This window comes from uncultured Rhodococcus sp. (assembly GCF_963525155.1).
In the GTDB taxonomy this organism is placed as follows: Bacteria; Actinomycetota; Actinomycetes; order Mycobacteriales; family Mycobacteriaceae; genus Rhodococcus_F; species Rhodococcus_F qingshengii.
Genome location: NZ_CAURKP010000045.1, coordinates 1 through 21,322, shown reverse-complemented (window position 1 = coordinate 21,322; position 21,322 = coordinate 1). Strand labels below are relative to the sequence as shown.

Here is a 21,322-nt window from a genome sequence, read left to right as displayed (position 1 = left end):
TGTGAGGTGTGAGCGCGTCAGCGCAGGCCCAATTTGCTGGTGCAGGACGGCCAAGCACCCCAGCCCTGACCGGCGCGGACTTTCTCGCCGATCGCGATCTGCTGTTCACGTGATGCGAGGTCGGCGCGAGCTGCGTACTGACCGCCGCCGAATGCTTCCCAGGTGCTCTGGGTGAACTGAAGTCCTCCGTAGAAACCGTTGCCGGTGTTGATGGCCCAGTTTCCGGTCGCCTCGCACTGAGCAATGGCATCCCACGTCGACGCGTTGGACACAGCGGGAGCGGAAGCCTGCTTGGTACCGACCTTCACCACTGCTGCGACCGGTTCCTTGATCACGGTCGCGGACAGTTCGGTTCGTCCGGCCTCGACGCCGTTGACGGTCTTGACCTCGACAGTGGCCGTGCGCTCACCCGGAACACCCGGGTTCTCGACGACGGTCTTGTCCTTCTCTAGCTCGGGATCCTCGACCTTGTTCTCCGGCGGCGCGATCGGCTGCGTCTCGACGCGAGTGTCCGTGCGGTCGCGAGTGACCTGGATGGTCAGGCCGTTGGTAACGGGTGTGTCGGCGGTGGGAACCACCGAGTCGGCCTGCTCGAGCGGCGCATTCTTGGCCGCGAGAAGATCGCCGACGGTCACGGCGGCGAGCTTGACCTCCGCCGCGGGAGCGCCACCGTCGCTGACGCTGACGGTCTTCGGGCTGACGACGTCGAGCTCGGTCCGTTCGAGCGGCAGACGATGCGAGCGCGAAGCCGAGACTGCGAAGTCGTCGGACACATCTACCTGCTTCAATGCCTCGTCGACCGTCAATGCGGTGGTCCAGATGGTGGTCGGCTGACCGTCGACGGTCAGAGCCAACTCACGGGCACGGCGCAGTACGACGGTATCGCCATCGGACAGGGAGGAATCGGCACTGGGTGCGAGCGCGTCCTTGGGATCGACCGGGTATCCGGCGTCCTCGAGAGCGGTACCGACGCTGCTCGACATCGTGGACAGCGAAATCATGTCGCCGTCGACGTCGAGGGTGATCGTCTTGTGCCGAACCACGGCGAGCGCACCCCCGACGATGAGCGTCAGAAGCAACGCACCCACCACTGAATAGAGAAGTGGTGACTTCGTGGAGTTGATCTTGGCAAAAGGCGACACAGGAAATCCCAAGGCAGACGACGTTCGATCACAATACGGTAACGACCGAGCGTTGTATCGGCAACCAAATCACAACGAAATGCGACTTTTGTCACGGAACGGCAACGGCGTGTCGTGTGTTCTGCACTTTCCGGCTCCGATACCCGTGTATCGATTCAGCTCTGGGCGCAGTATGTTCTCGTCTGGTTCAAAGCAGTCCGGCGATCCCGGGCGCGACAGAAGAAAGCTGGGCGATAGTGCGAAGAAGATTCGACAGACCACGTAATGCCAGGTGGCCGATCCTGGCCATCCTGCTGGCGCTGATCGCAGCGCTGTTCGCCCCCGGAATCGCGAGCGCGCAACCCGGCCGCACCTACACGATCGCCACCGATCTGACATTCGCCCCGTTCGAATTCGAGAACGAAGACGGCAAACTCGTCGGCATCGACATCGACCTGCTCAATGCGATCGCCGAGGACCAAGGCTTCAAGGTCGACATCAAGCAACTCGGCTTCGACGCGGCCCTTCAGGCCGTGCAGGCCGGGCAGGCGGACGGCGTCATCGCGGGCATGTCCATCACCGACGCCCGCAAGCAGGTGTTCGACTTCTCCGACCCGTACTTCGAGTCGGGCGTGCAGATGGCGGTCCTCGAGACCGACAACGACGTGAAGTCGTACGAGGATCTGAGGGGCAAGCGCGTCGCCGTCAAGAACGGCACCGAGGGCGCCAGCTTCGCCGAGTCCATCAAGGACCAATACGGCTTCACCACAGTCTATTTCGCCGACTCCGCCAGCATGTACGACGAGGTCCGCACCGGGAACTCCGTCGCAGTCTTCGACGACTACCCCGTCCTCGCCTACGGCATCACACAGGGCAACGGCCTCAAGACGGTCACCGAAAAAGAGGTGGGCGCGAGCTACGGCTTCGCAGTCAACAAGGGCCAGAACGCCGAACTGCTCCAGATGTTCAACGCCGGACTGCACAACCTGCGCGACGACGGCCAGTACGACGAAATCGTCTCGACCTACCTCGGTCAGGGCGCGTCGACGTCGGACAACTCCATCATCGGCTTGATCAAGAGCACCTACCCGCAGCTTCTCAAGGGCCTGTGGTTGACGATCGTTCTCTCCGTCGTCTCGATCGCGATCGCTCTGGTCCTAGGCGCGATCTTCGGTCTCTGCCGCGTGTCCACCAACATGTTCGTCCGAGGTATAGGCACAACCTACGTCGACATCTTCCGCGGCACACCGCTGTTGGTGCAGGCATTCTTCATCTACTTCGGCATCCCGGCAGCCCTGCATTTCCAGATGTCCGCCTTCACCGCAGGCATCATCACGCTCTCGCTCAACGCCGGCGCGTACATGGCTGAAATCGTCCGCGGCGGCATCCTGTCCGTCGACAAGGGACAGATGGAGGCGTCACGAAGCCTGGGCATCAGCTACATGAAGTCGATGCGAAAAGTCATCATGCCGCAGGCAATTCGCACGATGATCCCGTCGTACATCAACCAGTTCGTGATCACCCTCAAGGACACGTCGATCCTGTCGGTCATCGGACTCGCCGAGCTCACTCAGACAGGGCGCATCATCATCGCGCGCAACTTCCAGTCGTTCAACATGTGGCTGATCATCGGCGTCATGTACTTCATCATCATCATGGCGCTCACCAAGCTGTCGAACCGCCTCGAGAAGAGGATCAACAAGTGACCGAAACAGCCGTCAACATGGGCAAGTCCGCCACCGAGGTCAAGATTTCGGTCAAGGGACTGAAGAAGTCGTTCGGCGACAACGAGGTCCTCAAGGGCCTGGACGTCGACATCAAGAGCGGTGAAGTGGTCTGCGTCATCGGGCCTTCCGGTTCCGGCAAGTCGACCTTCCTGCGTTGCCTCAACCGCCTCGAAGACATCACCGCCGGATCCGTGCGCGTCGACCAGTTCGACCTCACGAACAAGGATGTCGACATCGACAAGGTGCGCCAGCACATCGGGATGGTGTTCCAGCACTTCAACCTGTTCCCCCACATGAGCGTCGTCGAAAACGTGATGCTCGCTCCGGTGCAGACCGGGCGATCGACCAAGGAGCAGGCTCGCGAGATCGCCGTCAAACTGCTCGGCCAGGTCGGCCTCGCGGAGAAGGCAGATGCCAAGCCCGCCAGCCTGTCCGGTGGGCAGAAGCAGCGCGTTGCCATCGCCCGCGCACTCGCGATGAGTCCGGACATCATGCTCTTCGACGAGGCCACCAGCGCCCTCGACCCCGAAATGGTGGGTGAGGTTCTGCAGGTGCTGCGCGACCTCGCCAAGCAGGGCATGACCATGGTCGTCGTGACCCACGAGATGGGCTTCGCCCGTGAGGTTTCCGACCGAGTCATCTTCATGGCCGACGGATACATCGTCGAAGAAGGTAAGCCGGAGAGTCTGTTCGGCAACCCCCAGCAGCAGCGCACCCAGGACTTCCTGGCGAAGGTTCTCTAGGGGCAAGCCCCCTGTGCGCCTTTTTGGTAGTGGGGACTACCGGAAAGGCGCACGGGTGGTGGCCAATTCGACGACCAGCCCGGTCTCGATCCGATTCTGCGGCTCGAAGTCGAAGTCGCCGAACCTTCGGAACCACCGAGGACTGGCCTCGACCCTTCGATAGGTCTCGCTACCTTCGACGGGCAACCACATGCGTGGACTTCCGACTTCCTCGTACGTCGTCGTGACCACGAGAATCCCGAGCACCACACCCGTGGTCACGACTCCCGACGCCGGCATCCCGCCGTGAACCCAACCGTCGAACGCGTCGTCCTGCGATCGCGGTGTCAATGTCCACGAGCATTGTTCACCGACTACAGGAAACGGTCCGCAGCACTCGACTTCGACCGCGTCGACATGAACGCTGACGATCTGGACGGAAGAGTCGACCGGCGTCGGCTCAGTGAAGCTGTGCGCCTTCATTCCCTCCCGGGATGCGAGAAATTCGCCGCGCTCGAGCCGGATCGAGAGGACTGTTCGTCTGTGTGTTCGACGTCGTCGGGATAGACGTCGGAGGGATAGATGCGGTCATTCATCTGAATACTCCGCGCAGTAGACGGACCGGGACACGACGGTCACGGGCGCGGAGTTACCTGTCAGACCACCATAGCGTCAGAGCTTGTAGACGCGCTCCGCTGTCGCCGTGGACGCTGCTGCCAGCGCCTGCGGATCCTCGCTGCGGATCTCTGCGAGTGCGCGCACCGTGTACGGCAGGCAGTACGACTCGTTGGGCGCACCGCGGAACGGGTGCGGCGTCAAGAACGGCGCATCCGTCTCGACGATCAGCTGATCCGAGGGCACCAACCGCGCGGCCTCACGCAGCGCCTTCGCATTCTTGAAACTCACGGTTCCCGAGAAACTCAACACGTAGCCCGCGTCGATGCACGCACGGGCCATCTCCGAATCCGAGGAGAAGCAGTGGAACACCACAGTCTCCGGCGCGCCTTCCTCGTGCAGCACCCGCAGCAGGTCCTGATCGGCTTCGCGATTGTGAATCATCAGCGTCTTGCCGAGACGCTTCGCGAGGTCGATGTGCCACCGGAAACCGTCGACCTGCTCCTCGATGGTGGCGCACCCTTCGAGCTTGCCTGGCCAGTAGAGATCCAGCCCGGTCTCCCCCACCGCGACGACCCGCGGATCGGACGCCAAACGCTCGATCTCGGCTCTGGTGTCGACATCGAGGACGTTCGCCCTGGTCGGATGGATTGCGACGGCTGCGTAAACCCTCGAATCCCAGTTCGCAGCGTCGACGGCAAAGCGTGCGGCATCAAGGTCGTCGGCCACCGTGACGACCCGTCCGACGCCGACGGCCTCGGCTCGATCGACAATTCCGGCCACGGTCGCAGCGTCGTGCGCACCACAGGCGTCGAGGTGCGTATGTGCGTCGATCAGAGGCGACAAGGGCTCAGGGGCATCGGGGGCGGGACGGTCTTTGCTCACGCCCGATAGAGTAAGCCCACCATGACTGTGCCTGCCTCACCCTCCCAGACCCCGCGCCCGGACTCCGCTGCCCCGGAAGGCGCGGAACGATCGCCGTTCTACATCACGACAGCGATCGCGTATCCCAACGGCGCTCCGCACATCGGCCACGCGTACGAGTACATCTCCTCGGACGCGCTCGCCCGCTTCAAGCGGTTGGACGGTCATGAAGTGTTCTTCATGACCGGCACCGACGAGCACGGTCTGAAGATGCAGCAGACAGCGATCAAAGAGGGCATCGACGTCCGCGAGCTCGCGGCTCGGAACTCCGACGTGTTCCAGAACCTCGACAAGGTCCTGAACATCTCGTACGACCGGTTCATCCGCACCACCGACGCCGATCATCAGATCGCCAGCAAGGCGATCTGGGAAAAGATGGCCGCATCGGGCGACATCTACCTCGACACGTACTCGGGGTGGTATTCGGTTCGTGACGAGGCCTTCTACACCGAAGCCGAGACCACGCTTCTGGACGACGGCACCCGTCAGTCGACGGAGACCGGCACCCCGGTGGAGTGGACCGAGGAGTCCAACTACACCTTCCGTCTCTCGGCCTACGAGGACCGTTTGCTCGCTCTGTACGAAGAGCATCCCGAGTTCATTGCCCCCGCGACACGTCGCAACGAGATCGTCAGCTTCGTCAAGGGCGGCCTCAAGGACCTGTCGATCTCGCGCACCACGTTCGACTGGGGCGTCGAGGTTCCCGGAGACCCCGACCACGTCATGTACGTCTGGGTCGACGCACTCACCAACTACCTGACCGGCGTGGGCTATCCGAACGTCGACTCGGAGGAGTTCAAGAAGTTCTGGCCCGCGAGCCTGCACATCATCGGCAAGGACATCACACGGTTCCACACCGTGTACTGGCCGGCGTTCCTCATGTCTACCGGCATCGAACTGCCGGAACGAGTCTTCGTCCACGGGTTCTTGTACAACAAGGGCGAGAAGATGTCGAAGTCGGTCGGCAACGTGGTCGATCCGATCGCGATGGTCGATCAGTACGGCCTCGACGCGGTCCGCTTCTTCCTGCTCCGCGAGATCTCGTACGGCCAGGACGGCAGCTACAGCCACGAAGCAATCGTGACTCGCATGAACGCCGACCTGTCCAACGAACTGGGCAACCTCGCGCAGCGTTCACTGACGATGGTCGCGAAGAACTGCGACGCCCAGGTACCGACCCCCGGCGAGTTCACCGAGGACGATCTGGCGATGCTGGCGTCGGCGGATGCCCTGCTTGCCAAGTGCCGCAGCGAGTTCGACGTGCAAGCACTGCATCTCGCGTTGGAAGCCATCTGGGGCGTCCTCGGAGAGACCAACCGGTACTTCTCCAAGCAGGAACCGTGGGTTCTGCGCAAGACCGATCCGGCACGGATGGCAACGGTCCTCTACGTGACGATCGAAGTTGTCCGTATCGTCGGCCTTCTCGTTCAGCCCGTCATGCCCGACGCGGCGTCACGCATCCTCGATCTACTCGGTCAGAGCGAAGAGAACCGTCAGTTCACCGACATCGCGGTTCGCATCGACGCGAACCGGAAACTGCCTGCTCCGGCACCGGTCTTCCCCCGCTTCGTCGAGGAATGACCTAGGCACGAGTGCCGCACGTGGGGTCCGAAATATCCGTCTACCGGCGGATGTGTCGGACCCCACGTGCACACTCCAGCCATGACCACGAATAGAACATACATTCGAACCAGCGCTTCGGCGCAGACACTGCCTTGGAACGGAGCACGGGTGTCCACTCAGGAGGTCAGCCCTCAATCCGTCTCTGCGGCGCAGGGTCTCGTCAGCGAACTGACGGCCGCCTACGAACGCGGATGGCAACCGGCGGATCTGATCCATCTGGCTCGCCGAAGCAAAGACGCGTCCGACGCCGATCTCGCTGCCACCACCATCCTGTTCGACGCGAACGCATCCCGCGCGTCCGATCGCGCACCACTCGAGTGGGTGGGGCAGTTGCAGACGATCGGCGAGCAGTACCCGAAGTCTCGGCGCGTCGCCTCTCGAATCACCGTGGACGACGACGCTTTCCGGTCCCTCGCGGCCGGCCTACTGTTCCAGGACCCCTACTTCCTTGTTTCGCAGATCGTCGATGTCGCACGATCGTGGATGCGCCTACCTCAGTGGACGGTATTGCTCGCGCCACCATCCACCTGGCCGTCGCAACGCACCCACACCAGCTATGCCGGCGTCGGTGACACCGAGGTCGACGCCAAGGTACTCAAGCGAATTCGTGGGCTACTCGCCAAAGCCGAAGCCACCAACTTCGCGGAAGAAGCCGAGATCTTCACCGCGAAGGCCCAGGAGTTGATGACGCGATACGCGATCGATTCCGCACTGCTCCACAGTCGCGCCGGGGTCACCGACACGTCCGTGAATGCACGACGCATTCACATCGAGAACCCGTACGTGAAAGAAAAAGTTCACCTCCTGACCGAGATCGGCGAATCGAATCGTGTCAGGACGGTGTGGTTCAGCGATATCGCGCTCGCGACCGTCGTCGGCACTCCGGTCGACCTTCAGCAAGTCGACATGCTGTTCACTTCACTACTTGTACAGGCAACCCGTGCAATGCAATTCGCCGATTCGAGCAATCGCGGCGGCTCCCGCACCACCTCGTTCCGCAAGGGGTTCCTGGCTGGTTTTGCCAGCCGAATCGGACACCGCTTACGCGACGCCGGCACCAAGGCCACCGCTGAAGCGGCCGACGCAGCATCGATGGACGTCGCGGATCTTCTACCGATCCTCGCCACCACATCCGAGGCCGTCGACGCCGAATTCGATCGATTGTTCCCGACAACCCGCAAGACTCGCGGACGGTCCGTGGACGCCGAAGGCTGGCACGCCGGCCAGGCTGCAGCCGACGACGCCAACCTGCGTCCCGGCGCACCCGCCGTGAACCGCTCCCGCTAGTCCTTTCGAGCGGCCAGGACCGTCTCGTACAACTCACGCTTGGAGACTCCGGCCGTTGCGACCAGAGCACACGCGTCCTTCAATCGTGCTCCCCCCTCGACCAGCCTTTCCACCTCTTCGACCAGATCGGCAGGATCAGATGCCACCAGCACTGCGCCTTCGAGCACCACCGTGATCTCACCGCGAACGCCCTCGGCGGCCCAAGCAGCTAACTCCCCGAGAGTGCCGCGCTTCACTTCCTCGTAGGTCTTGGTCAATTCCCGGCACACGGCCGCGCGGCGATTCGGCCCGAGCACTTCCACCGCATCTGCGAGGCAGTCGGCAAGGCGATGAGGCGCTTCGAAGAACACACACGCTCGCTGCTCGGTTGCCAAGGCAGAGAGCCACGTCTTGCGCTGCCCCTGCTTACGCGGCGGGAACCCGTCGAAGCAGAACCGCTCGACGGGCAATCCGGAGAGTGCCAGCGCCGTCGTCACCGCCGACGGACCGGGCAAGCACGTGACGGCGAGGCTCTCGGCTACGCAGGCGGCGACAAGGCGATATCCGGGATCGCTGACCGACGGCATGCCCGCGTCCGTGACCAGCAGGACGGTCTTGCCTTCGGCGACGTCGGCGACCAGCGCGGGCAGCCGGGAAATCTCGACCTGATCGTAGAAACTGACGATCTTCCCGGTGATGGTTACCTCGAGCGCGGACGCCAGAGACTTGGTGCGTCGTGTGTCCTCCGCAGCAACGACGTCGGCGGTTGCGAGAGCAGACCGAAGACGCGGAGACGCGTCACCGACATCTCCCATGGGTGTTGCGGCGAGTACCAAGCGACCAGTCATACCTGACAGCCTACGATTGCCAGGTGACTGTGCAGACGGACGAGCGGCCAACGCCCGCCACGAGCGATCGGGTACTGCGTAGTCCCGGCCCGCTGGTACCGGATCCTGATTTCGGCCCGACCGACAGATTGCGCGGCTGGATCGTCACCGCTTTCGTCACCGCTATCGCGGCGATCACACGCTTCACGATGCTCGCCTACCCGACCGACGCCGGCACACCTGTCTTCGACGAGAAGCACTACGTTCCGCAGGGCTGGCAAGTTCTGACCGGTGGCGGCATCGAGGACAATCCCGGTTACGGATTGGTGGTTCACCCACCGATCGGTAAGCAGATGATCGCGATCGGCGAAGCACTCTTCGGTTACAACGGTTGGGGGTGGCGATTCTCGTCGGCCCTGGTCGGGACACTGATGGTCCTGCTGATCATCCGGATCGTGCGCCGCATGACGCGCTCCACGCTGATCGGCGCGATTGCCGGAATCCTGCTCATCGTGGACGGCGTCACCTTCGTCTCCTCACGCCTTGGGATGCTCGACATCTTCCTGGCTTTCTTCGTCCTCGCTGCTCTCGGATGCCTGGTGGTCGATCGCGACCAAGTCCGCGAACGGATGGCGAAGGTATACGAAGAGGGCCGAATCGGCGACTCTGCCTGGGGTCCGCGGCTGGGTTTCCGGTGGTGGAGGTTCGGCGCCGGCATCCTGCTCGGCCTGGCCTGCGGAACCAAGTGGTCCGGCATGTACTTCATTCTGTTCTTCGGATTGCTCAGTGTTGCCTTCGACCTGTCAGCGCGCCGCGCCTACCGCGTGCAGCGCCCATGGGTCGGCACTGCAGTTCGCGACATCGGGCCGGCTCTGTATGCGTTGGTGATCATTCCGCTCGGTGTGTACCTCGCGAGCTACTGGGCCTGGTTCACCAGCGAGACCGGCGTCGACCGTCACGCCGTCGGTAACGAGATCGGTGAGGGCGGCACATGGAGCTTCATTCCCTCCGCGCTGCGCTCACTCTGGTACTACAGCGGAAACGTTCTCCAGTTCCACGCGGGCCTGACCAACTCCGCCGGAAACCACCACCCGTGGGAGTCGAAACCGTGGACGTGGCCGATGGGGCTACGACCGATGCTCTACTACTACGCCGACGGCGAGCAGGTCACCGGTTGCGGGGCCGCCAGCTGCGTCAAGGCCGTGATGCTGATCGGCACACCGGCGATGTGGTGGCTGGCCCTACCGATGTTGGCGTGGGCGATCTGGCAGACGTTCGTGCGCAGGGACTGGCGATACGCCGTGGTCCTGACGGGCTACGGTGCCGCTTACCTCCCGTGGTTCGCGACGCTCGACCGCCAGATGTACTACTTCTACGCAGTTGCACTCGCCCCGTTCATGGTCATGGGATTTGCGCTGGTCCTCGGCGATGTACTGGGCAAGGCGAGCGCGTCCGTCGAGCGTCGTACCACCGGACTTCTGGCAGTCAGTCTGTACATCGGTCTGGTCGTGGCCAACTTCGTCTACCTCTGGCCGATACTCACCGCCATGCCGATCACGCCGGAATCGTGGCAGAACCACCTGTGGCTGCCCAGCTGGAAATAACCGGACGACAAAGGGGCACCGAACCGCAGTTCGGTGCCCCTTCACAGTTCAAGTCCTACTCCGCTCAAGTCCTACTCCGCTTAAGTCCTACTCCACTGACTTACCCACACGGCGTCCTCGGCGCGGGCGTAGGAGAGCACGTTTCTGCTCCTTCGCCGCAATGATGATCGGGTCGTGCGAAAGATCCTTGTACAGCGAGAAGCACAGTCCGATCATGACCAGCACGAACGGCGCCGCAGCGATGATCGTCATGGTCTGCAAGCCGTCGAGCGCTTCGGAGCCACCGGTCCACAGCAGAAGCGCCGCGACGCCACCGGTCAACATGCCCCAGAAGACCACAACCCAGCGACTCGGTTCGAGCGTTCCGCGCTGCGAGAGCGTCCCCATCACCATCGACGCAGCGTCGGCGCCGGAGACGAAGAACACCGCGACGAGCAGCATGACCAGGACAGTCGTCACTCCGGCCAACGGCAGATTGTCGAGCATGCCGAACAGTTGAGCCTCTTCCGAGCCTCGGCCGGACAAGCCGATTCCGTCGCGTTCCTCGCCGATGCCTGCGCCGCCGAAGATCGCGAACCAGAGCAAGCTGACAGTCGTGGGAACGGCGATGACGCCGACGATGAACTGGCGGATCGTGCGGCCGCGGCTGATGCGGGCCAGGAACATGCCGACGAACGGCGTCCACGACACCCACCATGCCCAGTAGAAGATCGTCCACGACGAAAGCCACGCGCCGGTTTCAGGATTCGACGATGCACCCGTGCGGGCCGACATCTGGGCGAGGTCGGAAACGTATGCACCAATGGTCGTCGGGAGCAGATTGAGAATCAGCACGGTCGGCCCGAGAACGAACACGAACAGGGCCAAGATCAGCGCTAGCACCATGTTGATGTTGGAGAGCCACTGAATTCCCTTGGCCACACCGGAAACTGCCGAAGCGACGAACGCCAGGGTCAGCACCGCAACGATGGCCACGAGCAGGAATACGCCGGCTTCTTCCATCCAGCCGACTACCTCGAAACCGGAGCCGATCTGAAGTGCGCCGAGCCCCAAAGATGCTGCGGTGCCGAAAAGTGTCGCAAAGATTGCCAGGATGTCGATGACCTTGCCGATCGGCCCTTCGGCTTTGCGACCGAGCAACGGGATGAAGGCCGAACTGAACAGTTGCTTGCGTCCTCGGCGATACGACCCGTACGCAATGGCAAGGCCCACAACGGCATACATCGCCCAAGGATGAAGACCCCAGTGAAACATGGTGGTAGCCATGGCAGTTCCGACGCCACCGTCGGTGCCGGGAGGCGGAGTCACGTAGTGCGCAAGCGGTTCCGCGACACCGAAGAACATCAGGCCGATGCCCATGCCGGCGCTGAACATCATGGCGATCCAGCTGACGGTTCGGAACTCGGGCTTCTCACCGTCTTTGCCCAGCGGAATGTCGCCGAATCGACTGACAGCGAGGTAGATGGAAAACAGCACGAAAGCAGAAGCTGCGAGTACGAAGAGCCAGCCGATGTTCGTCACCAACCAGCCGAGAACACTTCCGGTTACCGAGTTCAGGTTGTCGGGAGCTACGAGACCCCACACGACAATAGCCAGCACCGCTGCGGCCGCCACGGAAAACACCACGTAGTCGGTCCGAACGCCTACCCGAGTAAAGCCCGTCTCCGGGCGCTCTTCGTTGGCCCCGGAATCTTGTTCGGATCGATCAGATTTCGTCACCATAGATGACTACGTTCGTCACTTTGTGGTCCAAAAGCAAGCTGGAAGGCGGGCTCAACAGCCGTTGAACCCGCCTTCTCACCCCGATCAAGCTGGGGTTTTAACCCAACCGTTGCCCTTGCCGATCAATCCGTCGATGCTGATGCGTCCTGCGCCGATAACAGCGATCAAGAGCGAACCGACACCGAGTGCGACGACGAGTTCGTAGCCGCCGTTGTCTATGAAGACGCCCTTGTCGGCGTGCACGATGAAGAACGCGCCGACCATGTCGAGGAACAGCAGTGCGCCGACGAGCGGGGTCAACAGACCCGCGATGAGCAGGATGCCGCCACCGAGTTCGATGGATGCTGCCAGAACTGCAGAAATCTTGGGGAGCGGGGCGCCCATCCCTTCGAATGCGGCCTGCGTTCCGGCGATCTTGTAGGTGAAGAACTTCTGCCAACCGTGGGCGATGAAGATGATCCCGAGGCCGACACGGGCGATGAGGAGTCCGAGGTCACGAGCAATCGACGAATTCATGAGCCAAGACTGACAGCTTTAAGTTGAAGCGTCAACTTAATCAATGTGTCACGCACCTCTCAATGCCGACTCCACCATGGCGACGATCTCAGTGTCGGAGTACCCGAGCGAGCGGACCTTATGCGCAAACGCGGTCGCCGCCTGCTCCGCCTGCGCCTGCACCGGATCGGTCCCCGAAGCGATGAACGTCCCTTGCTTTCCCCTCGTCTCGATCACGCCCTGATCGCTGAGCGCGCGATAAGCCTTCGCGACGGTGTTGGCCGCCAATCCCAGCTCCGAGGCCAATGCACGCACCGTCGGGATCTTGGTTCCCGCAATCAATCCGCCGCCGTGAACCTGCTCGATAATCTGTTGCCGCAGTTGGTCGTACGGAGCTGTGGAGGAATCGTGTTCGATCGCGATCTTCATCGTCACCCTCGTCGTATCTTCTCGGTCACAGCATCTTCTCTCTCACAAACCCTCGATCGCTTCGCGGATCGTATGCGGGCCGGAGGTCAGAACCAATATCTTGCCGACACTGGACGGCGCGTCGATGAGCGCTTCGATCACTGCGGCGACATCTGCACGAGGCACAGAGCCTCGATCGACGGGCGGCTCTGCAAGAAGGACTTCACCGGTGGGGTCGTCGTCTGTCAGAAGTCCTGGCCGAAGAATCGTCCAATCCAGCGAAGTCCTTGTCTTCAGGTCTTCCTCCGCTGCCGTCTTCGCCCGCAGGTAGGCGGCAAAAACCTCGTCGGTGTTCTCCGGTATTTCGTCACCAGCACCCATGGCGCTGATCTGAATGAACCGACGCACTCCCGCTTTCTCGGCGGCATCGGCCAACAGCACCGCCGCAGCTCGGTCTACGGAATCCTTCCGCTCGATCGAGCTGCCAGGTCCGGCGCCCGCGGCGAAGACCGCGACGTCGGCACCGTCGAGTACCTTCGCAACTTCCTCGACCGTGGAGGATTCCAGATCGATCACCACGGGGAACGCGCCGAGTGTGCGGACCGCACCCTCGTGCGCGGAGTTGCGGATCAGCGCTACCGGCCGATCACCATGTCCTGCCAGCAGGTACGTCAGGTGCTGCGCGATCTTGCCGTGCCCACCGGCAATGACCACGCGCCGTTCGTCCACACTTCGATGTTCCGTCATCGTTTTCTCCTCACAAGTCGGTACTTCAAGTGCAGCGCGCCGGAGGTGTCCGTTGTTCCCCTGTTTGTCCCACGAGTTCGGACACAGAGGCAGAATGACGGCCATGGCATCTGCAACCATCTTCCACAATCAACGGTGCAACACGTCGCGGACTGTTCTCGGACTTATCCGCGACGCCGGCATCGAACCGACCATTGTGAAGTACCTCGATACTCCGCCTACCCGATCCGAGCTGGAAAAACTCCTCGCCGACGCAGGCCTCGAGCCCAGCAAAGCCGTTCGCAAGCGCGAAACGCAGTACAAGGAACTCGGGCTCGCCGATGCATCCGAATCCGAGATCCTCGACGCGATGATCGAACACCCAATTCTGATCGAACGCCCGTTCGTGGTCACCGACAAAGGCACCGTCCTCGCGCGGCCTGCAGCCAAGGTGGAAGAAATTCTCTGACAGCGTCGACGGCTTACAGCGGATCGCGGGCGATCGGGCAGGACATGCACCGAGGACCACCTCGGCCGGACCCCAGTTCCGAACCCGCGATTCGCAAAACCTCGATACCCGAGGCCTCCAGCCTGGCGTTCGTTTCGACGTTGCGCTCGTAAGCGACGACGACGCCAGGCTCGACGGCGAGAGTGTTGTTTCCGTCGTCCCACTGCTCACGCTCGGCAGTCACCGTGTCGAGTCCGGTGTCGATCACACGCAGTTTTCCGATTCCCATGGCGTCGGCCGCCGCTTCGAGGAACGGCGTCGCACCGCGAATACTCACCCCGTCGTCTTCCTTGCGCAGAGTGAACGCCGCCAGGGTGTCCTGAATGGCCGGATACATGACGACCGCGTCGGCCTCGACCATGGTGCAGACCGTGTCGAGATGCATCGACGCTCGGCGTTGCTCGATCGGAACAACCAACACCGTGTGGGCGAGGCCGTCGTCGAACACGCTACGCGCCAATGCTTCTGCTCCGGCGGGTGACGTACGTTCACCGACACCGATTGCGATCACCCCCGGCGCGAGAAGCAGCACGTCACCTCCCTCGACAGGAGCCGTGTGCGACTCGTACGCGCGGCGCACGCCTTTGAATCGAGGGTGATGCGCGTAGACGAGATCCGTTATCGAGGATTCGCGAGCTCGCGCTGACAACGCCAAGGACGTGATGATGACCCGTGGCCCGACCCAGAACGACGAATCACGGGTGAAGAGCAAGTTGGGCAACGGGTCGATCACGAAGTCACCGCCGTGATGCATCCTGCGCACCAACGAGGTCGAGTCGGCATCGATCGGCAATTCGTCGAACGTCATTCCTGCAGTAAGGATCGACGAAAGCTCCTTCGGCTCCACCTTTCGCAGGTAGGCGGCCAGGTGTTGCCCGAGCGCGTGGCCGATCTTGCGTGCGTCCACGGCGGCCGCGATTCCCTGGATCCTCGCTGCGCCACTGACCTCGAGCGCCTCGGTGAGGAGATCGGACAAAAGCAGTACCTCGACGCCGCGCTCACGAAGGACGGTCGCAAACTGATCGTGTTCCTCCTGCGCGCGGTCCACCCACGGCAACGCGTCGAACAGCAGCTCGTCGTTGTTGCGCGGAGTCAATCGTTTCAACTCGTCGCCAGGACGATGAAGAATGACCGATCGCAATCGGCCCACCTCGGAATCGACACCGAGGGGGACCGAGCCAGAAGCGTTCATGAGTGAACACTAATCCCGTAGGCCCCACCCAGCAGGGATAAGCAGCTGTCGTACCGGTCCGCGTAACGTCTGATCCGACGCAGGCGAGAGGACCAGGCAATGAGTAGTACGGATCAGGCGGCGCTGAACGGCGCCGGAATCGAGAGGTTCACCGGGCGCTGGGTCGGCGCTGGAGCCGGACATTTCCCCACCATCGACGACTTCGAGTACTCCGAGGAGATCGAGTTCGCGCCCACCCCGAAACCGTTTCTCACCTACTCGTCGCGCACTCGTGGGCTCCCCGACGGACGACCGCTTCACATGGAATCGGGATACCTGCGCCCAACACCTGGTGGTGAGCTCGAATTGCTGGTCAGCCAGCCCACCGGATTCGTCGAGATCCATCGCGGCACCCTCGACTCCGAAGGCACTCTCGCCTTGACCCGTCTCACGCTCGCAGCATCGCCCGACGCAAAACCGGTTCACGACGTCCGGCGAGTCATGCGCGTTCAGGGCGACACGCTGACATACGACTTGTGGATGGCGCACGGTGACACCCCGCTGACGCATCATCTCCACGCCACCCTCCACCGCGCGACGGACCGGTAGCCGCCATGGAGATGCCGTCGTGGAAGGCAAAGGAACTCACGCCCGGCCAGCTCTCCGAGCGCAGCGGTGTCGCCGTCTCGGCCCTGCATTTCTACGAACGAGAAGGCCTCATCGTCAGTCGCCGGACCAGCGGAAACCAGCGCCGATACCAACGAGACACGCTTCGACGCGTCGCCTTCATCAGAATCTCGCAACGCGTCGGCATTCCGCTGTCGGAAATCAGAGAGGCCCTCGGCACACTTCCTGAAGGCCGTACCCCGAACCGCGCAGATTGGGAAAGATTGTCGACCGGGTGGCGGCGCCACCTCGATCTACGCATCGAGCAACTGGAACGTCTACGGGACAACCTCACCGGTTGCATCGGTTGCGGGTGCCTCTCGTTGGAGGGGTGCGCCCTCGCCAACCCGCACGATCAACTCGCATCCGCCGGCCCGGGTGCGCGCGTTCTGGAAGTAGATTTCGGTGCAGACTCAGGCGAGAAATGACTCGACGGCGTCCCGATCGCGCCCCAACAAGTCCTCGACGGTCTTCTTCAGCAACTTCTCGATCTGGCCGCCGATGATCGGCATCTTCACCTCAGCCGTTCCGTCGACGACCAACCGCGTGCAGGACTCGGCGGCGGTGAGATCGAGCGTCGTCTCGATTCGGATCGGCAGTCCCCGCGCGATTCCGGTGACCGACCCTGCTGCACGCCCGTCCGACAGAGGTCCCCACCGATCGACCCGTTTCAGACCGAGCCGACTCGGCGCAACCTTGGCGACCAGGCTCGGGAGGGAGGCGGAGTCGATTTCCTCGGACACGGATACTTCGATCGATCCGTCTCGAACTTCGATGTCCGAGGTGGCATAAAGGTCTCCGAGTCTGCCTTTCCAATAATTCGGGTCTGTCAAAGTTCGATGCACGTCGTCGATCGGATATTTGAATTCGATATCGAAGTGAAAACTCTTCGGCATGACTTTGGTCCCTATTCGACTAGATAAAAGTCCCGGCGGAGTTTAACGCTCACCGCTTGAGCAATTTACTGAACTGGTCGTTCGCTTTTTGCATCACGAACTCGTAAGGCGGGGCGAATTTGCGCGCCCACCAGTATCCGAATCGGATGTCATTGGACGTATATACGAGGTACGTATTCTTCTCGATTCCCCGCAGAATGCACGACGCCACCTTCTCCGGGGAGACAGCACGCGCCTCGAACCGGTGCGTGAGTTTTTCGACCCGCGGGTCGCTCCTGTCGATACCCGCTATTTCCACGGTTCCCACCAATGGCGTCTTCACCCCACCCGGCACAACCAGACTGACCCCGATTCCGTGTCGCTTCAGATCGAATCGCAGCACCTCGGACACCCCGCGAAGGCCGAACTTGCTCGCACTGTAGGCGGCGTGCCACGGCAGGGCCAAAAGTCCGGCAGCCGAAGACACGTTGACCAGGTGTCCACCCTTGCCGGCACGAATCATGGGTGGAACAAACGTCTCCATGACATGGATCGGCCCCATCAGGTTGACGTCCACCATGGACTTCCAATGCCGATGTTCGAGGTTCTCGATAGTTCCCCACGCTGAAATGCCGGCGATATTCATGACGACATCCATCGAAGAGAATTGAGTGTGAATCTCGGTACCGAATTTCACGACCTCGTCGTAGTCCGAGATATCGAGTGCCTTCGCCATGCTGACCGTGCCGCCGCCGGCGCCGACCATCGCGACCGTCTCTTCCAATCCGATGCTGTTGATATCGGTGAGAAACAATTCGGCGCCGACCTCTGATGCACGCAGCGCAGTTGCACGTCCAATTCCACTACCGGCGCCGGTGATCAGGCATTTCTTGCCGTCGAGCGACCTTACAGACATGGATGAACACTCCCCCGCACTCGTACTGTGGACATGCGGGAAAGTCTACGCACGCACGGTGCGGCCGCCCTGAAACACGCAAGACGACCAGCGGGGTACGGCCATACTCCGCGCAAACACCGCACAGAGACGACCGCAGCGAGCACTAGAGACGCTGCATCATCTGCTCTTGATAGCCCTTGACCGTACGGTCGAGTTCTTCCGCCGCTACATCGTCCCCACGCTTGCGTGCGTCGTGGGCTCGATCCTGAATTTCACGGATTGCGCGGCGCAATTCATCATCGCTCATCGTGTGTTTCATGTCACAATTCTGCACCCACTCGGAGGGTTTAGCTAGCACAGATCGCAATCCGGCAAACCGTTCAAGGTTCAACCCGGAGGTGATCCGCATGACATCGCAACCAGCCACCCTGATCGCGACCCCAAACCTTCAAACATCGCTTGAACTGCAGTTTTTCAATCGAAATAGTTGTGAAAAACCAGGCTAACGCATAGCTAATATCGCCAAAACGGGTAAAAGGTTTGATATTGGGCAGATTGGCCAAGTACTGGAAGGTTCGAATAGCGCAGTCGTAGCTGCACATTTCCGTGTGGCGGAAACTCAATGTGCGCTGAGACATAGCTGAGCACTCATTGGGCGGACGAATCGAATCTCGGACACATTTGACAACTAGTCCACTAAACAGACTACGGTGAGCTACCGATCGGTTATCCGCGTGATACCGTAGGATTCACTGAACGGACAATTGCTAGCTAGAGAGGATTACGGGGCGGTTCACAATGGCTGACTTTGCAGAACGATTGAACAAACTGTTCGACAGTGTTCATCCTCCGGGGCGCAAACCCCATACCAACGCCGAGGTTGCGGCAGCGCTCATCGAAGACGGCCATCAGATCTCCAAGCCGTACATCTCGCAGCTCCGCTCGGGACAGCGCACCAACCCCTCAGACGAGACAGTCGCAGCCTTCGCCCGGTTCTTCAAGGTGAAGCCCGACTACTTCTTCAACGACATCTACGCAGCCAAGATCGATCACGATCTCGAACTGCTCTCACAGCTCCAAGGCTACGGGCTTCGCCGCCTCTCGAGCCGTGCATTCGACCTCTCGGAAGAATCGCAGAATCTACTCACCACGATGGCTGAAAAGCTCCGCGCGAGTGAAGGTTTGCCAGAGGTTCCGCCTGACGCGTCACGCTGATGTGAACGTGCTGAAGCACTGACTCGATCTCGAGCACTGCAATGACATGGAGTAGGTCGACTACGAACGTCGACCTACTTTTGTCGTTTCATCGAGTTCTTTCGCCAACAACAACACCCATCGGCGCGCCGACATCTTCTCAGGAGGCGCAATCCACCTGGTGTCCAACACATCCGAGGCCAAGGGATCGGCGATCCACCCCGCCAAAATCCCCGCGTGTGCAGTGACGGCCCGCGGCGGTTCCTGACCACCGACGTCGAACATCCCGGCGCCGGACTGGATGTACATCGCATCCATGATCTGCGCGATCATGCCCGATGCCCGCAGCACAGAGGTACTCCCGGCGCTGTCCGCGTCGACTACCTCGGGGAATCGCTTGACGAGAAGCGCGTGCATCCGCCGCAGCCGGTACAGATCTCGTCGCGCACGTAACCAGGTCTCGAGAAGCACCCACGTGATGCCCAGCGCAATCAGAACACTCGAGGCAGCGATGAACCACACCCCTGCGCCCGTCCAGATATCCGATTCGAGTGCGCCGGTGCCACCGATCGATTCGACCAGCATCACGACGACCACGACGAGCAGGATCGACGAACCGGTCACGATCAACGCGATTCCGCGCCCCAACGGTGCCCACGCAACGTGCCGTAGCCCCGTCGAAATGACAAGGGACAGAGCGACGATGATAAAGATCAGAGCCGGCGCCGGGTAGCCGAAGAGAACCGCGATCGCCACCAGGAGCCCCACCGAGTACAGCACGGTGGCGAGGCCGCGCATAGCTGGACGTGACATCACGGGCCAGGCAGACACGGCGCCGACTGCACTGGCCGCAGACAACGCTGTCCACAAGACGATGACGATCATCGCGGCGGCATGCTGCTCCGGCGCAATGCGATCGACGATGTCCCATACCGCCGGCACCATGACCGTCGACGACAATGCGACCGAGAAGCCTGCAAAGACCATCGACATTCGCAACGGCGTCGCGGTGCGCGCGACAACTCGACCCAGTCTCGCGCCGGCTGCAACCCAGACGAGAAGGGCCACAGCCCAAAAGATCATCCGATCGCCTCGTCGTACCGCAACACCGACAGCGGTGTCCCACGGCCACTCATCGTTCGCAGACGCATGATCAACATCGACGCAAACGTCTCGGCTTCCCACTCCGCGATGTCATCCATCGGCACGGGTTCGTTGCGCCGCAGAGAACGTTGACTCAACATGTAGGCGATCAAATCGTCACTGACCTCGAGCGTCGCCTCGGCGATCTCGGCACCCTCGTGCCGAAACACTATGTGCCCCAACTCATGTGCCAGAGTTCGCTCGACATTGGGAAGTCCGGGGGCCAAGACGATGACGTCGTGGTCGTCGTAGGCTCGGCGCTGACCGCACACTCCGGTGGCGAGCGGGGTTTCCAGATCGATCTCGATCGGGCGCCCACGCTCGCGGGCGACTGTCTGCACTACCGTCAGCAGTGACACTGCCTCCGACGACGCTGCTGCGTCGCATACGGCATCCACCGCGGCCAGAACGCGGCGATGTGAACGTCTGTCCGGCACGACTCACGCACCTCCCTGTGATCCGGGTGCCAGGAATTCGGCACGCGCGGCAGCCAATCGTGCCTTCTGCAGCGATGCTCCGCGGAAAGTCAGTGCTCCCGCACCGGCCGCTACAACTGCCATTCCGCCTACACCGCCGGCGACGGCGGCGGCGTTGAGAATCGGCGGAAGCCCTTGAGTGAACGCCGTCGGAAATGCCTGCGGGTTGTCAGTCGGAGCCGCGACGTTCGGAACGTTCGACGGTACCTGCGGAGCTACGGGTGCGGGTGCGGCCAGAACCTCGGGTGCGGAAGGGGCTGCGACTGCGCCCGGCGCAGCGTTCGCCGGTCCACCGGCAGAGGGTGCAGGCGCTCCGCCGCCCGCTGACGGTCCCTGCGGATCAGACGGTCCAGCCGGCGGAGCCGCTACCGCGGACGACTGCTCGGAACTCGGCTGCGATTCGGAAGGAGACTGCGTCTCGGAGGGTGCTTGGCTCGAAGGACTCCCGGTCTGCGAAGTTGCGTTGGTCGCGGGGGAAGCGCTGCTGCTCGGACGTTGCGACGGCGAAGGGTTGGTCGTGGGCTCAGTCGTGGTCGGCTCAGTCGTCGTGGTCGGCTCAGTCGTGGTCGGCTCAGTCGTGGTCGGCTCAGTCGTCGTGGTCGGCTCAGTCG

Annotated in this window: 24 protein-coding genes; 9 read left to right on the top strand and 15 right to left on the bottom strand. The window is 62.0% G+C overall.

Annotated elements, in window-relative coordinates; genetic code table 11:
* Positions 1-17 precede the first annotated feature (17 nt).
* Complete coding sequence (locus RWT78_RS12190) at positions 18-1,142, bottom strand: resuscitation-promoting factor (protein ID WP_042921286.1); 1,125 nt, start codon at positions 1,140-1,142, stop codon at positions 18-20.
* Positions 1,143-1,378: 236 nt separating this feature from the next.
* Between RWT78_RS12190 and RWT78_RS12185 the strand changes: the two genes are divergently transcribed.
* The gene (locus tag RWT78_RS12185; protein WP_314675869.1) at positions 1,379-2,827 is read left to right on the top strand and encodes an amino acid ABC transporter substrate-binding protein/permease; all 1,449 of its coding nucleotides are present in this window, start codon (positions 1,379-1,381) and stop codon (positions 2,825-2,827) included.
* Complete coding sequence (locus RWT78_RS12180) at positions 2,824-3,591, top strand: amino acid ABC transporter ATP-binding protein (RefSeq protein WP_003946239.1); 768 nt, start codon at positions 2,824-2,826, stop codon at positions 3,589-3,591. Before RWT78_RS12185 ends, RWT78_RS12180 begins: the two co-directional genes overlap by 4 nt.
* Before the next feature lie 36 nt (positions 3,592-3,627).
* Here RWT78_RS12180 and RWT78_RS12175 read toward each other — a convergent pair whose 3' ends face one another.
* Together RWT78_RS12175 and RWT78_RS12170 are read right to left on the bottom strand one after the other, a co-directional pair.
* Complete coding sequence (locus RWT78_RS12175) at positions 3,628-4,053, bottom strand: DUF6578 domain-containing protein (RefSeq protein ID WP_007729020.1); 426 nt, start codon at positions 4,051-4,053, stop codon at positions 3,628-3,630.
* Between the two features lie 189 nt (positions 4,054-4,242).
* The gene (locus RWT78_RS12170; protein ID WP_054831736.1) at positions 4,243-5,070 is read right to left on the bottom strand and encodes a TatD family hydrolase; all 828 of its coding nucleotides are present in this window, start codon (positions 5,068-5,070) and stop codon (positions 4,243-4,245) included.
* Positions 5,071-5,091: 21 nt separating this feature from the next.
* Between RWT78_RS12170 and metG the strand changes: the two genes are divergently transcribed.
* The gene (metG, locus tag RWT78_RS12165) at positions 5,092-6,690 is read left to right on the top strand and encodes a methionine--tRNA ligase (RefSeq protein ID WP_314675867.1); all 1,599 of its coding nucleotides are present in this window, start codon (positions 5,092-5,094) and stop codon (positions 6,688-6,690) included.
* Between the two features lie 81 nt (positions 6,691-6,771).
* Complete coding sequence (locus RWT78_RS12160; protein WP_245219145.1) at positions 6,772-8,019, top strand: DUF2786 domain-containing protein; 1,248 nt, start codon at positions 6,772-6,774, stop codon at positions 8,017-8,019.
* Here the strand turns inward: RWT78_RS12160 and rsmI are convergent.
* Positions 8,016-8,846: a 16S rRNA (cytidine(1402)-2'-O)-methyltransferase gene (rsmI, locus tag RWT78_RS12155; protein ID WP_314675866.1), complete on the bottom strand. Its 831-nt coding sequence runs from the start codon at positions 8,844-8,846 to the stop codon at positions 8,016-8,018. The genes RWT78_RS12160 and rsmI overlap by 4 nt on opposite strands.
* A 23-nt stretch (positions 8,847-8,869) precedes the next feature.
* On the opposite strand from rsmI, the gene RWT78_RS12150 reads away from it, so the two are divergent.
* Complete coding sequence (locus RWT78_RS12150; protein ID WP_314675865.1) at positions 8,870-10,429, top strand: phospholipid carrier-dependent glycosyltransferase; 1,560 nt, start codon at positions 8,870-8,872, stop codon at positions 10,427-10,429.
* Positions 10,430-10,516: 87 nt separating this feature from the next.
* Here RWT78_RS12150 and RWT78_RS12145 read toward each other — a convergent pair whose 3' ends face one another.
* The 4 genes from RWT78_RS12145 to RWT78_RS12130 all read right to left on the bottom strand — a co-directional run bounded on the left by RWT78_RS12145 (position 10,517) and on the right by RWT78_RS12130 (position 13,801).
* The gene (locus RWT78_RS12145; protein WP_003946258.1) at positions 10,517-12,151 is read right to left on the bottom strand and encodes a BCCT family transporter; all 1,635 of its coding nucleotides are present in this window, start codon (positions 12,149-12,151) and stop codon (positions 10,517-10,519) included.
* Between the two features lie 84 nt (positions 12,152-12,235).
* On the bottom strand, positions 12,236-12,667 hold the full coding sequence (locus RWT78_RS12140; RefSeq protein WP_003946228.1) for a DoxX family protein: 432 nt from the start codon (positions 12,665-12,667) through the stop codon (positions 12,236-12,238).
* Positions 12,668-12,715: 48 nt separating this feature from the next.
* A complete protein-coding gene (locus RWT78_RS12135) occupies positions 12,716-13,075 on the bottom strand; it encodes a GntR family transcriptional regulator (protein ID WP_003946225.1) in 360 nt (119 codons plus the stop codon).
* Between the two features lie 42 nt (positions 13,076-13,117).
* On the bottom strand, positions 13,118-13,801 hold the full coding sequence (locus tag RWT78_RS12130) for an SDR family oxidoreductase (RefSeq protein ID WP_003946268.1): 684 nt from the start codon (positions 13,799-13,801) through the stop codon (positions 13,118-13,120).
* 94 nt (positions 13,802-13,895) lie between these two features.
* Between RWT78_RS12130 and arsC the strand changes: the two genes are divergently transcribed.
* Positions 13,896-14,249: an arsenate reductase (glutaredoxin) gene (arsC, locus tag RWT78_RS12125; protein ID WP_314675864.1), complete on the top strand. Its 354-nt coding sequence runs from the start codon at positions 13,896-13,898 to the stop codon at positions 14,247-14,249.
* 13 nt (positions 14,250-14,262) lie between these two features.
* Here arsC and arcA read toward each other — a convergent pair whose 3' ends face one another.
* Positions 14,263-15,480, bottom strand: coding sequence for an arginine deiminase (gene arcA / locus RWT78_RS12120; protein WP_003946210.1), 1,218 nt, complete (start codon positions 15,478-15,480; stop codon positions 14,263-14,265).
* Between the two features lie 99 nt (positions 15,481-15,579).
* Between arcA and RWT78_RS12115 the strand changes: the two genes are divergently transcribed.
* Both RWT78_RS12115 and soxR read left to right on the top strand, forming a co-directional pair.
* Positions 15,580-16,068 (top strand): FABP family protein, encoded by a 489-nt coding sequence (locus RWT78_RS12115; RefSeq protein WP_003946270.1) that lies wholly within the window; start codon positions 15,580-15,582, stop codon positions 16,066-16,068.
* A 5-nt stretch (positions 16,069-16,073) separates the two neighbouring features.
* Positions 16,074-16,553: a redox-sensitive transcriptional activator SoxR gene (soxR, locus tag RWT78_RS12110; RefSeq protein ID WP_050654499.1), complete on the top strand. Its 480-nt coding sequence runs from the start codon at positions 16,074-16,076 to the stop codon at positions 16,551-16,553.
* On the opposite strand, the gene RWT78_RS12105 is transcribed toward soxR, so the two are convergent.
* From RWT78_RS12105 to RWT78_RS12095, 3 genes are all read right to left on the bottom strand, one after another.
* Complete coding sequence (locus tag RWT78_RS12105) at positions 16,539-17,021, bottom strand: DUF2505 domain-containing protein (RefSeq protein ID WP_030536322.1); 483 nt, start codon at positions 17,019-17,021, stop codon at positions 16,539-16,541. The two genes, soxR and RWT78_RS12105, sit on opposite strands and share 15 nt — an antisense overlap.
* A gap of 49 nt (positions 17,022-17,070) precedes the next feature.
* A complete protein-coding gene (locus RWT78_RS12100) occupies positions 17,071-17,916 on the bottom strand; it encodes an SDR family oxidoreductase (protein WP_314675862.1) in 846 nt (281 codons plus the stop codon).
* 145 nt (positions 17,917-18,061) lie between these two features.
* Positions 18,062-18,217 (bottom strand): hypothetical protein, encoded by a 156-nt coding sequence (locus RWT78_RS12095; protein WP_003946253.1) that lies wholly within the window; start codon positions 18,215-18,217, stop codon positions 18,062-18,064.
* 479 nt (positions 18,218-18,696) lie between these two features.
* Between RWT78_RS12095 and RWT78_RS12090 the strand changes: the two genes are divergently transcribed.
* Entirely contained in the window at positions 18,697-19,113 is a 417-nt protein-coding gene (locus RWT78_RS12090; protein WP_003946231.1) for a helix-turn-helix domain-containing protein, read from the top strand.
* 60 nt (positions 19,114-19,173) lie between these two features.
* Here the strand turns inward: RWT78_RS12090 and RWT78_RS12085 are convergent, their stop codons facing one another.
* The 3 genes from RWT78_RS12085 to RWT78_RS12075 form a co-directional block, all read right to left on the bottom strand.
* The gene (locus RWT78_RS12085; protein WP_314675860.1) at positions 19,174-20,175 is read right to left on the bottom strand and encodes a hypothetical protein; all 1,002 of its coding nucleotides are present in this window, start codon (positions 20,173-20,175) and stop codon (positions 19,174-19,176) included.
* A complete protein-coding gene (locus RWT78_RS12080) occupies positions 20,172-20,672 on the bottom strand; it encodes an ImmA/IrrE family metallo-endopeptidase (RefSeq protein ID WP_003946241.1) in 501 nt (166 codons plus the stop codon). The genes RWT78_RS12085 and RWT78_RS12080 overlap by 4 nt, the downstream gene beginning before the upstream one ends.
* Positions 20,673-20,675: 3 nt before the next feature.
* A partial coding sequence (locus RWT78_RS12075; protein WP_314675857.1) for a cell surface protein occupies positions 20,676-21,322 on the bottom strand: 647 nt, incomplete at its 5' end.